General features: G+C 64.5%; 1 pseudogene. It reads right to left on the reverse strand.

The window, feature by feature from the left end:
- Nucleotides 1-248: pseudogene (locus SB775_RS32440) on the reverse strand (phosphopyruvate hydratase); the annotation flags it as partial.

Below are 248 nucleotides of genomic sequence, written 5' to 3' on the forward strand. Positions count from 1 at the left end.
GTCGGCTTCGGCGAAGCGATCTTCGATGGTGCTCAGGGGCGTCTCGACGTGCGGGCGCAGCGAGTCGTCGACAAGCTGATCACGGGAGAGCAGGTTGCCGGCGATCTTGTACTGGCCATCGCGTTCGTAGAAGCCGTTCGCGGCCGGGTCGATGGCGATCGCCACATCATCTAGGCCGGGTGTGTAGCCGGCGTCTTGGATGGCAGCGACAAGGAGGGTCATCGCTTCTTCGGGGCTGGCGATGTCGG

It is taken from the genome of Peribacillus sp. SIMBA_075 (assembly GCF_046534585.1).